Genomic DNA, 10,558 nt, shown 5'->3' with positions numbered 1-10,558 from the left:
ATATCCGGGAGACAGACGGCGGGTGCTAAGGTCCGTCGTCAAAAGGGAAAGAACCCAGACCGCCAGCTAAGGTCCCCAAATCGTGGTTAAGTGTGAAAGGATGTGGGAAGGCCATAACAACCAGGAGGTTGGCTTAGAAGCAGCCATCCTTTAAAGAAAGCGTAATAGCTCACTGGTCTAATAGCAGTCCTGCGCCGAAAATGTATCGGGGCTCAAACCACGTACCGAAGCTGCGGGTGCAACGCAAGTTGCGCGGTAGCGGAGCGTTCCGTAGGCCGTTGAAGGTGTGCCGCGAGGTATGCTGGAGGTATCGGAAGTGCGAATGCTGACATGAGTAGCGACAAACAGTGCGAGAAACACTGTCGCCGAAAGTCCAAGGGTTCCTGCGCAAGGTTAATCCACGCAGGGTGAGCCGGTCCCTAAGGTGAGGCCGAAAGGCGTAATCGATGGGAATGGGGTTAATATTCCCCAGCCTGCCGAAGGTGACGATCCTAAACTGTTGTTCGATCTTATTGGATTGATCGGGCCGCATAAGGGATCCAGGAAATAGCCTCGGCATATAGTCCGTACCCGAAACCGACACAGGTGGACTGGTAGAGCATACCAAGGCGCTTGAGAGAACGATGTTGAAGGAACTAGGCAAATTGACCCCGTAACTTCGGAAGAAGGGGTACCCCTTTTCGGGCAACCGAGAGGGGGTGGCACAGACCAGGGGGTGGCGACTGTTTACTAAAAACACAGGGCTCTGCGAAGCCGCAAGGCGACGTATAGGGTCTGACGCCTGCCCGGTGCCGGAAGGTTAAAAGGAGGTGTGCAAGCACCGAATTGAAGCCCCGGTAAACGGCGGCCGTAACTATAACGGTCCTAAGGTAGCGAAATTCCTTGTCGGGTAAGTTCCGACCTGCACGAATGGCGTAACGACTTCCCCACTGTCTCCAACATCGACTCAGCGAAATTGAATTCTCCGTGAAGATGCGGAGTACCCGCAGTTAGACGGAAAGACCCTATGAACCTTTACTACAACTTTGCAGTGGCGCTAGGGAATGGATGTGTAGGATAGGTGGGAGCCATTGAAGCTCGGGCGCTAGCTCGGGTGGAGGCAACCTTGAAATACCACCCTTCTGTTTCCTGGCGTCTAACCGAGGCCCGTTATCCGGGTCCGGGACCCTGCATGGTGGGTAGTTTGACTGGGGCGGTCGCCTCCCAAAGAGTAACGGAGGCGCGCGATGGTGGGCTCAAGCCGGTCGGACATCGGCTGCTGAGTGCAATGGCATAAGCCCGCCTGACTGTGAGACTGACAAGTCGAACAGAGACGAAAGTCGGCCATAGTGATCCGGTGGTTTCCACGTGGAAGGGCCATCGCTCAACGGATAAAAGGTACTCTAGGGATAACAGGCTGATCGCCGCCAAGAGTCCACATCGACGCGGCGGTTTGGCACCTCGATGTCGGCTCATCACATCCTGGGGCTGGAGCAGGTCCCAAGGGTTCGGCTGTTCGCCGATTAAAGTGGTACGTGAGCTGGGTTTAGAACGTCGTGAGACAGTTCGGTCCCTATCTGCTGTGGGTGTCGGAAACTTGAGAGGACCTGTCCCTAGTACGAGAGGACCGGGATGGACGAACCTCTGGTGTACCGGTTGTGCCGCCAGGCGCAGCGCCGGGTAGCTATGTTCGGACGAGATAACCGCTGAAAGCATCTAAGCGGGAAGCTCCCCTCGAAACGAGGTTTCCCTTGAGAGACGTGGTAGACCACCACGTTGATAGGGGGCATGTGGAAGCACGGCAACGTGCGCAGCTAAGCCCTACTAATCACTCGATTGGCTTGATTTGCCTTGCGCAGAGACAAGCACCAAATGCGAGACGCAACTCTCTCTTGCATAGACACGACCCGAAGTCACATTACTGCTGAAGAACTGTTCTCTTGGACGACCTGGTGATCTTAGCGAGGGGTCCACACCCGATCCCATCCCGAACTCGGCCGTGAAAACCCTCAGCGCCGATGGTACTATGTCTTAAGGCATGGGAGAGTAGGTCGTCGCCAGGTCTTCCAAGGGAACGGAACTTCAGCACTCTTCACGGATCTTCCTTTGGCTTTAGAAGCCACATAATTTCTACCGGCCAAAATGGCGCATCTCTTACACCAGTTGACGCGGGGTGGAGCAGCCCGGTAGCTCGTCAGGCTCATAACCTGAAGGTCGCACGTTCAAATCGTGCCCCCGCAACCATCTTTAGTTTACCGGCAATCCCGGCTCCCGAAAGGGGGTCGGGATTTTGCTTTCCTTCCGCGCAAATGGCCATAATCCCAGCCAACTCTCCTTCGATTTCAATGCGAAGCTCGTCGCCATCTGGTGTCAGGGTGATTTTCTTGACCAGGGATCGGATAAGATCGAAAGCCTCGTCTTTCGTCTTGGGATCGGCCAGGGCCACTTGCAAGGCATCAACCCTACGACGGTACATTTCTGCCATGTTCGGATGAAGCGGCAGTTTCTCCGGCTTCTCCGCTTCGGCAATTTCCGTTACCAGAAACGCCTTTCTGCGTTCCATTGCTTTCATGGAATCGACTATGGTGACGGGCGAAACGTCGGAACCAAGAATGGTTTCCAGAAGGCGTTTCAAGTCACGATTGATGCGGTCAATTTCGATTTGCTTGGTTGTAATCGCCGCCCGTTCTTCCACACGTAATCTGTTTGATTCGGCAAGAAATTCTTGACAAAAAACCTTAAAAAGACTGGGGGCCATTAGGTTCGTCTTAATAGACTCAAGAAAAAGCCTTTCAATTTCTTCGTAACGGACGGTCAATAGGTTCTGACAAACAGCCGATCCGCGATCCCTCGCCGCAGCGCATCCGAATTTATGGGAGCTGACTTTAATGAAACTATGGCCGCAAGTTCCGCAACGCATCAGGCCGGAAAGTAAAAAACGCGGCCTTCGGCTTTCCCAGGCGGGTTTGAGCCCTCCTGGCTGTGCATCTGGCCTAGTATCGCGTGAAACAATTGCCTGACGGGTCTTGACGCGATCCCACAGATCGGAATCGACAATCCGCAGATCGGGCACTTCTTTGACGATCAGCGCTTCATGTGGGTTTGGTCTAGCTGCTCTCTTCCCCGTCGTCGGGTCTTTCGGAAAACACTGTCGGTTCCACACGAGAAATCCGATATAAAGCTCATTATTCAAAATGCCGATGCCGCGCTTTTTATTGCCGTTGATCGTTGAGGGTGACCAGGAACCGCCCCTAGGGCCAGAAATGCCCTCGGCATTCAGTTCAGCCGCTATTCCCCGTGGGGATTTCCCCGTCGCGTAATTGCGGAAAATTCGGCGAACGGTATCGGCTTCTTGTTCATTGATACGGCGCTTTCCGCATAGAACTTTTCCAGACGAGTCGATTTCGCGGACGACTTCATATCCAAAACTCACACCGCCTGCCGCCATTCCCTGCTCGATGCGTCCGCGCAGTCCGCGCTTAGTTTTCATGGACAGATCGCGCAGAAAAAGGGAGTTCATCGTACCCTTGAGGCCGACGTGCAGGTCATTGACCTCGCCGTCCGCAAGGGTAAAAATCTTGATGCCGAGAAAGCTAAGCTCTTTGAAGACACGGGCCGTATCGGACAAATCCCGTGAAATACGTTCCAGTCCCTCGGCAATAACGAACTGGAAATGACCGTTTTTGGCATCAGCCAATAGTGCTTGAATCCCCGGTCGGATTAAAGAAAATCCCGACACCGCCTCATCGCCATAATGGCGGAAAATTTTCCATCCTTGCTTTGTAGCGAAAATATCGTTCTGTCGGTGCTGGTCGGCGACCGATGTCGGATTTTGCAAATCCGACGAAAAACGGCCATAGCTTGCAGCGTATCCAGACATAAACTACCTCAAGAAAAACATCGCCAGCCAAATCAAAGCAAACATCAAGAAAACGGCAAGAAGAAGGCGACCAGGAATGAACCCCTTCGATCTTAAGTGTTCGTCTGCTGCAGCACGGGCGAGTAACTTTGCCAGCATCGCTAGCACATCGCTCGCCATCAAAGCTGGAGGCACGCCATCAGTGGGTGAAGCGTCGGATTCTAGAATCTGAGGTTTGGAAAAAGGGATCGCGCCCATGATTGGTTCCAAAATAAGATAAGGAAGAATAAACGAATTTAACTGGAAATTCAACTTGGCGGGATTATCGACCCGAAAATTAAATCCCGCCAAGATGAAGTCTGGAAACTGAAACAGTGGTGAAGAAATTCAGACGGTTCACCAAAGATCAATTCAAGTTACGAATTTCCCGCTTGCGCATCGCCAACTCCAGCCTGTCGGTCAGGGTGTTGTCTGCCGATTTCTGCGATTCATTCCGCTGGAACGACCCGCAAAAATGATTCGGAGTCACGGTGGGAACATTGACCAGTTTCCAGAGATTATCGGTTTCGCCGATCCGCGACATGATTGAGCCACCGGACGTGGGTGGTTGATTACAGCACCGTCCATATTCATCCGTGACTCCGCGGAAGAAAAGACAGTCGCCACACCGCGCGCATGCAATGCGCTCGATGATTTCCCGTTGGGTTTCAGATGATGAATACTCCATTAGATTTTGCCCTCCACGGCACGTTGAACGAAATTGGCTACCCCCCTGCTCGCGTGACGAATCGGCGCGGGGGCATAAACGCCGATCCTCATCTGTTGGGCAATCTTTCCAATCTCCCGATTCAGATCTCCCAAAAACGTTCTTTTGCCGCGCCGCTCCATCGCTGAAGCCGCTGGGCCGAGGTGCCGTTTGGGTGTCCGCAAAATCCCACGGCGAGCGAGCGAACGGTGATCGATGCGCTCGGCGATCCCTGCATTCGCCAGGGCTTCATTGACCAGCCGCGCCCATTCCTTCCGCCAATCTTCCAGGTGAATACGGCCAGTCTGCCGGACATCAAGCTCTCTGGCCTTTTCGCCAAGGCGGATGCCATCCACGACGCGCCGCGACGACAGCAGAAGGTGGGCGTGATAATTTTTCTGACTTCCATGCTGGTCAGGGGCATGGAGAGCAAAAATCACGGCCAAGCCGTGCCTTTTCTGAAGATAGAGGGCGAAGTCGTTCACGAGATTAACCTGTCTTTTTATTGGTAGTTGGAAAGGGCAGGGCCAAAACGACCGACCTCCCGGGGATGCTGTTTTTTCTGCCCTCCCTCATTTCCATGGCGCGCAGAAATTCATCTACCGAACCTTTCCAGCCGACAGGCCGTTCGGAAATGGCAATCACGCCGGAGCGCCGCGTGTAATCGTGTGTCTGGCCGGTCCTCTGGTCACAGACTTTCAGGCCGCAAATATAAGCACCCGACGCCACGGCGGATTGGCCCTTGGACCTTTTGACTGGGGACATTTTCAAATGAAAAATCGCCACGTTCTCACCATGTACGCAGTAAATGTGAAGCAAAGACGAAGTAATTGCTTAGTGTGCGCCCTTATGCATATTTATACTATGCTTGCATAATAATTTCAAGTGCCATATTATAGCTTTAGCAATAAACATTGTCTTGGGTGTATTATGGAAAATGAAAAGAAACATCACAGAAGCATGAAAGAAAGGCTTGCTGCAATCGAAGAAAAAGAAGCGAGGCTGAAAGCAGCGCGGCAGGTTCTTCTTTCGCGCTGGCGCGAAAGCCAAAAGGGTATCGACTTGAGGATGAAGCTCCGATTGGCCGAGTCCTACATCGCCAGTTTGGCCCGGCTGGCCTTTAAAAGCCCCGAGCGGCACCAGGAAATCAGAGATAGGCTGGAAAACCTTCTCAAATTCGAGTCTGCTGCGGTGCGGGAGGCCGCCCAACGTCATTTTCAAAAATCCCTGGCCCGCCTGACAGATAAGTCGCAAACAGGGGTTCTGGCCGCCCCTGCGCCACGGCTACGGCCATCTGGAAATGATTTTTCCACGGGGCCTATGGCCGGACTGGCCGTAGCCCAATAAACGCAAAAATACAGAATATTGCTGGACCGGCTCGATTGACGTAGGTATCTTCCACCCTAACGTGCCGGGGTCTTCGTCGGCGCGCTGTCAGGGGAATTTAAGGGGCCGATGTTTCGCCGCAAAAATCAGCAACCCGCCAGCCATAGCCGCGCCGGTCGAAAGACCGTGCATGCGGCTTTCTTGGCTGCGGCTGGTTTGTCCATCGGCGCAATCGCCCATGCCGACGAACACCCCGCAAACTACAGCGGGGGGGGGTATAATTCTGCTTCCCGTTCCTCGTCCTTTACCGATACCGTTCTTCGAACTTCGCAGCCATCGCCATCTGGCCTGAATTACGCGGCCGGTCCATTCCGGGCTTCGCTAAATCCATCCTTGCCCGATCAAACGGGCAGCGAATGGGGCCAGAACGCCACGCTGGGTTTCGAACTGTCCGATTTTTCCATGCGGATGAAATGGGACAACAAATACAAAACGCGCGGCGGCTTCACGCTGGGCGCGGTGCTGGATGAAGAAAAGCATTACGCCATCGGCGCCGGGTTCCTGACCAATCATCGCGCCCAGGAAGGCTATGGCCAATTCCAATTCGTGGTGCCGGAACTTGACCCCTGGTCCAGCTTTACGCTGGGTGAGCATGTTTCGCAGGCGACCGAATATTATTTGCTCGATGATCGGCAGGTTCGCACCTACACCACGTATCTCAATTGGTTCAAGCGCAACCCTGGCCGCCAGGGTGTGAGCGAATCCTTGCCGCCTTCGTTGGCCGCCCCGTTGCAAACCTTGATGGACAATGTTTCATCGCTGTCGGGAACGGCCACCTATGGCTTTAGCCCGATGGAACGTTCGGGCTTTCAGGGAAGCCCGCGCACCAATGCGAGTGATCTAAGCCTGCGTGCCGTCACCCCCAGCATCCTGGGTGCCTATCTGCCGGTGTCGGTGGGAACCGGCGTTAACATCGCCCATTACAACCATGTCGATAACACGACCCAGTGGAAAGCCGTGGGCAATGGCGGGCTGGGTGTGGCATTTTTGGGCGGCGATTATTTTGGCCATTCGCTGCGCTGGCTGGTCGGCATGGGCGGTGATGTTGATACGCGTGGCGTGGTTGGCGGCACGGCGGCGGCCGAAGTGGGGCCGTTATCCCTCAGCTATCGCCAGACCAGCCACAAGGAACAAACCTTGCTAGCTTCATGGCGGGTTTCCGATCTGTGGACCGAGGATCAAAAGCAGCGGGCCAGCACGTTAAGTGTCGCCAACGGAAACGGGCCTTTGAATTTAGCATCCCAGCCCATGCCGTCGTCGGAAGATAGCATGCGCGAAACCGAGGGCGCTTTGGGCCGCCTAGGCTTCCTGCCACCCACGGGGGCCGAAACAGCCAAGCCCACGTCACCAGCCGCCGCCAAGGCGGGCATGCGCCTCTCGGCAGCAGGTGTGGCCGAACAGCCCCGCGCGATTCAGGAATCGCTCAAGCGCTCGCAAGAACTAGCAAAGGAAGTGCGGGATAGCAAGAATTCTGAGTTGGCAAAATCATGTGGCAAAGCAATTTGTGCACCAAGTGCAAAGGTATCAGGGACGCAGGCAACAAACGCTCAGGCAACTGTAGTCTTCACTTTAGACACTTCAGAGTATTTCTCAGGTGAAAATTTAACTTACTCAAACAGTTCTGCTATAGCAAACCTGTCATTTGATTCAACAACGGGTCGCTTTTCTGGAACTATCCCTCTTGGCCAGGTTGGTGATACGTACAACCGAACGATTACTGCTACGAATAGCCAAGGAAGCGCCAGCGTAAGCATCAGCATCACCGTCGTCCCGTAAAGAGGACGTAAGAAGATTGGGGTCGGGTCTTGAATTTTGAATTTCAATCGTCCGGCATGCCGTCGCCTCTGCCGGGCTGAGAAATGGGTCGAACGGGGATTGGGGGGTGATATGAGCGAAGAAACATTAAAGCCAGATCAGCCCGAGCAGGCGAATGGGGAATCTGAACGACCGCCGCCTAGAAAAACGTCAATCACTGAGCACAGACTTTATAAATGGCTTTCTTCGGACTTTGTAAGAAATATTGCAACAATTTTTGCGGCAAGCTGCGCTGGAATAGGTTTGTTATTGGGCTTCGTTGGAATACCGAGAATATTTGAGAGGGTAGCAGATTCCTATAAACAGGAAATTGAGAAAACCGCCAATGAAATAAAACGTTCATTTGAAGAAGAGAAGCAACACGCAAGGAGCGATTTGAAGGAATGGGTAGAAGCAGCAGCAACTGATGCAGTTAACCGATTTAATAAAGAGCGGAATAAGATTGATGATATTGAAGATGACAGTATAAAAAATAAATTCGCCAACGCCGGTTCAATAATAAATGTAAATGAGCCGGCGTGGTCATATGCTGGTAAATTCAATCGCAAAACAGGCACGCTGTATCCGCAGCTTCTTAATTTTAAAACGATTCCTAAAAATGGGGATGTTCTAACAGCAAGACTTAACACTGCAAGACGCGATGCCCCACCACGCAGAAATAAAGGCATTTATGTCAAGGGCAACATCATTGGCGCTTTAAACGAGGACCAAGCCCTGAAAGTCGAAGAAGTGGTCGATAACATTCCCCATTTATGGGAACGGGATACATTCCTTATCTGGGTAAAGGGCGTGCCAATTCAACAATAGCAAATTATATTTGTGTTGTTTTGCTGGTGGTTAGCAGCAATAGAAATTGTTTGTTGCCCCTTAATTTAGCGGTGGGCTAGCAAAGCGTTTGGAAGCGCGCCCTACCTGTGCTACATTGTAGCCCAGAGAATGAAGGAGGCGAAAGCCATGACCGCCAATGCCGTTGTCCGCGCCCGGATCGACGAACACATCAAGGAAGAGGCCGGGGCCGTGCTGGCCGCCATGGGCCTGACAGTGTCCGACGCCTTCCGCCTGATGATGACGAGGATCGCACGTGATAAGGCCTTGCCCTTCGACCCTCTGATTCCCAACGCCAAGACCATCGAGGCCATCAAGGCGGCTCGTCGTGGCGAGACGGTTCCGGTCGGAAGTCTTGAAGAACTGATGGCCGACCTGAATGCGGACGATTAGGCGGACAGGAATTTTCAAGCGCGACTACAAGCGCGAACAAAAAGGCCGCCACCGGAAAACGCTGGACAGCGATCTTTTGGAAATTGTCGGTCTTCTTGTTTCGGATGTGCCGCCACCGGCACAATTTCGCGATCACGCCCTAATCGGGGAATGGAAAGACTGCCGCGACTGCCATATTCACCCGGACTTGGTTTTGATTTATCGAAAGCCCGACGATCAAACGTTGGAATTGGTCCGCTTGGGTTCGCATAGCGAATTGGGATTGTAACCGTGGCGGAATTTTTGACCACTTCCGACGTTTCACGCGAAATTGGCGTTTCAAAAAACATCGCCCGATATTTTATCAAGAAAGCGTTGGCCGATTTGAAAGAACCGGCAAGCAGGCCCTATAAAATCGACAAAGAAAAATTTTGGACATATCTTGAGATTCAAGCAGAGAGGCGAATTATTGATGAAATGATCCTGGCCGATCTGTTACCCCCGTGGGGAAGCAAAATTCCAGGTTCCGGAAAACCAATGTTCGAGAAAATGAAAGCTGAGGCTTTCCGACTGGCTGTCGATATTTCGCGATCAAAAGGCCTCGACGCATTCGGCTCTTCGACGCCGCTGGCAAAGCGAATAAAGCGGCTTTGCCGGATGCCACAGTCTCGAACGCTCTCAAACCCGATCCTGAATCACGAACGTGCAACAAAATGGGCGTTTTTTCTCTATCGCCAGCGGCTGGTCGTGGATTTGGATGGGGTTCGACATTACGCAACGGACGTAGATGCCCGGCTGTTTGCTGCCGCACGATTAGCAGAAATCGAAAAACGAGGAATTTCATTCCACGTCAACAAAGTAAAAATCCGGCAGCGGATTGATGTCGAAAAACGATTGATGGCTGCGGCAAATCCAAGAGACGATCATATGCACCACGTCGTTCTGACGGAGACGTATCCGCAAATCGATTGCTCGCAAGACACTGAAAAGAAAATCCTGGGAAAACTGGTTCGGCATACGACGAATTTTATGAAACAGCAAAAGGGCGTCAGATTCTGCGTGGCCGTCAACGAGCCAAACCAAAAGGGATTTCCGCATGTCCATTTACTTTTGGTTACGCCGAAATCAATCCACCCGGTTAATTCTCCGGGCGTTTCCAAAACAATGCCGGTGTCGTCAACAAAAGGCGATTGGCGACGAGAAATAAATTACGTCATTAAAACCGACGACGTGACCAAAGACCAATATGATGGCAGCCGAATGTCGCCAATGAATTGGCGGCTACGGCAAGGTTCTGGCATTAAATTCTGGGACGCCAGAATGAAAAAATGGTCCGCTATGGAATGACGTGCTGGGGTGCGGGGTTTGTCGTAGTTGGCCTATATATTAATCAAGAAATATGTGTCGTGATTCAAAGCTTCGGCATAGGCGCGGCACGAAACAAAAAGCCGCCCGAAGGCGGCGCTGCGCTGGTATCCCACTGGGGGATGTTTTGTGAAATTTGATGGCATTGCCAATCAGATTCTGGTCTTCGTATCCCCGAATTTGAGGATGTTCTATTCGCGTTAAACGCTAGC

Annotated in this window: 11 protein-coding genes, 1 tRNA gene and 2 rRNA genes (1 of these 14 cut by a window edge); 9 read left to right on the top strand and 5 right to left on the bottom strand. The window is 52.7% G+C overall.

Translation table 11 applies throughout. From position 1 onward, the window contains the following. From HQL44_10410 to HQL44_10400, 3 genes are all read left to right on the top strand, one after another. Positions 1-1,828 (top strand): 23S ribosomal RNA (locus HQL44_10410); it begins 912 nt to the left of the window's first position. 99 nt (positions 1,829-1,927) lie between these two features. Further along, positions 1,928-2,042, top strand: a 5S ribosomal RNA gene (gene rrf / locus HQL44_10405). A 104-nt stretch (positions 2,043-2,146) separates the two neighbouring features. Further along, positions 2,147-2,223, top strand: a tRNA-Met gene (locus HQL44_10400). On the opposite strand, the gene HQL44_10395 is transcribed toward HQL44_10400, so the two are convergent. The 5 genes from HQL44_10395 to HQL44_10375 are packed head-to-tail and all read right to left on the bottom strand — an operon-like array spanning position 2,180 to position 5,369. Then, a complete protein-coding gene (locus tag HQL44_10395; GenBank protein ID MBF0268992.1) occupies positions 2,180-3,859 on the bottom strand; it encodes a recombinase family protein in 1,680 nt (559 codons plus the stop codon). The genes HQL44_10400 and HQL44_10395 overlap by 44 nt on opposite strands. Before the next feature lie 3 nt (positions 3,860-3,862). Beyond that, on the bottom strand, positions 3,863-4,189 hold the full coding sequence (locus HQL44_10390) for a hypothetical protein (protein MBF0268991.1): 327 nt from the start codon (positions 4,187-4,189) through the stop codon (positions 3,863-3,865). Between the two features lie 55 nt (positions 4,190-4,244). Continuing rightward, positions 4,245-4,565 (bottom strand): hypothetical protein, encoded by a 321-nt coding sequence (locus HQL44_10385; protein ID MBF0268990.1) that lies wholly within the window; start codon positions 4,563-4,565, stop codon positions 4,245-4,247. Then, positions 4,565-5,068: a MobA/MobL family protein gene (locus tag HQL44_10380; protein ID MBF0268989.1), complete on the bottom strand. Its 504-nt coding sequence runs from the start codon at positions 5,066-5,068 to the stop codon at positions 4,565-4,567. Before HQL44_10380 ends, HQL44_10385 begins: the two co-directional genes overlap by 1 nt. 4 nt (positions 5,069-5,072) lie before the next feature. Next, a complete protein-coding gene (locus tag HQL44_10375) occupies positions 5,073-5,369 on the bottom strand; it encodes a MobA/MobL family protein (GenBank protein MBF0268988.1) in 297 nt (98 codons plus the stop codon). Between the two features lie 144 nt (positions 5,370-5,513). Here HQL44_10375 and HQL44_10370 point away from each other — a divergent pair, with 144 nt between their 5' ends. The 6 genes from HQL44_10370 (at position 5,514) to HQL44_10345 (ending at position 10,328) form a co-directional block, all read left to right on the top strand. Continuing rightward, positions 5,514-5,930 carry a hypothetical protein gene (locus HQL44_10370; GenBank protein MBF0268987.1) on the top strand — a complete coding sequence of 139 codons (417 nt, stop codon included), beginning with the start codon at positions 5,514-5,516 and terminating at the stop codon, positions 5,928-5,930. A gap of 108 nt (positions 5,931-6,038) precedes the next feature. After that, positions 6,039-7,745 (top strand): putative Ig domain-containing protein, encoded by a 1,707-nt coding sequence (locus HQL44_10365; protein ID MBF0268986.1) that lies wholly within the window; start codon positions 6,039-6,041, stop codon positions 7,743-7,745. Between the two features lie 111 nt (positions 7,746-7,856). Beyond that, positions 7,857-8,591 (top strand): hypothetical protein, encoded by a 735-nt coding sequence (locus tag HQL44_10360; GenBank protein MBF0268985.1) that lies wholly within the window; start codon positions 7,857-7,859, stop codon positions 8,589-8,591. Positions 8,592-8,738: 147 nt separating this feature from the next. Beyond that, positions 8,739-9,002 (top strand): type II toxin-antitoxin system RelB/DinJ family antitoxin, encoded by a 264-nt coding sequence (locus HQL44_10355; protein MBF0268984.1) that lies wholly within the window; start codon positions 8,739-8,741, stop codon positions 9,000-9,002. Next, positions 8,989-9,270, top strand: a complete 282-nt coding sequence (locus HQL44_10350) for a type II toxin-antitoxin system YafQ family toxin (GenBank protein MBF0268983.1) — start codon at positions 8,989-8,991, stop codon at positions 9,268-9,270. Before HQL44_10355 ends, HQL44_10350 begins: the two co-directional genes overlap by 14 nt. Before the next feature lie 2 nt (positions 9,271-9,272). Further along, complete coding sequence (locus HQL44_10345; GenBank protein ID MBF0268982.1) at positions 9,273-10,328, top strand: hypothetical protein; 1,056 nt, start codon at positions 9,273-9,275, stop codon at positions 10,326-10,328. Positions 10,329-10,558: the final 230 nt, after the last annotated feature.

It is taken from the genome of Alphaproteobacteria bacterium (genome assembly GCA_015231795.1).
Classification (GTDB): Bacteria; Pseudomonadota; Alphaproteobacteria; order Rhodospirillales; family WMHbin7; genus WMHbin7.
This window is presented reverse-complemented; position numbering and strand designations above follow the sequence as displayed.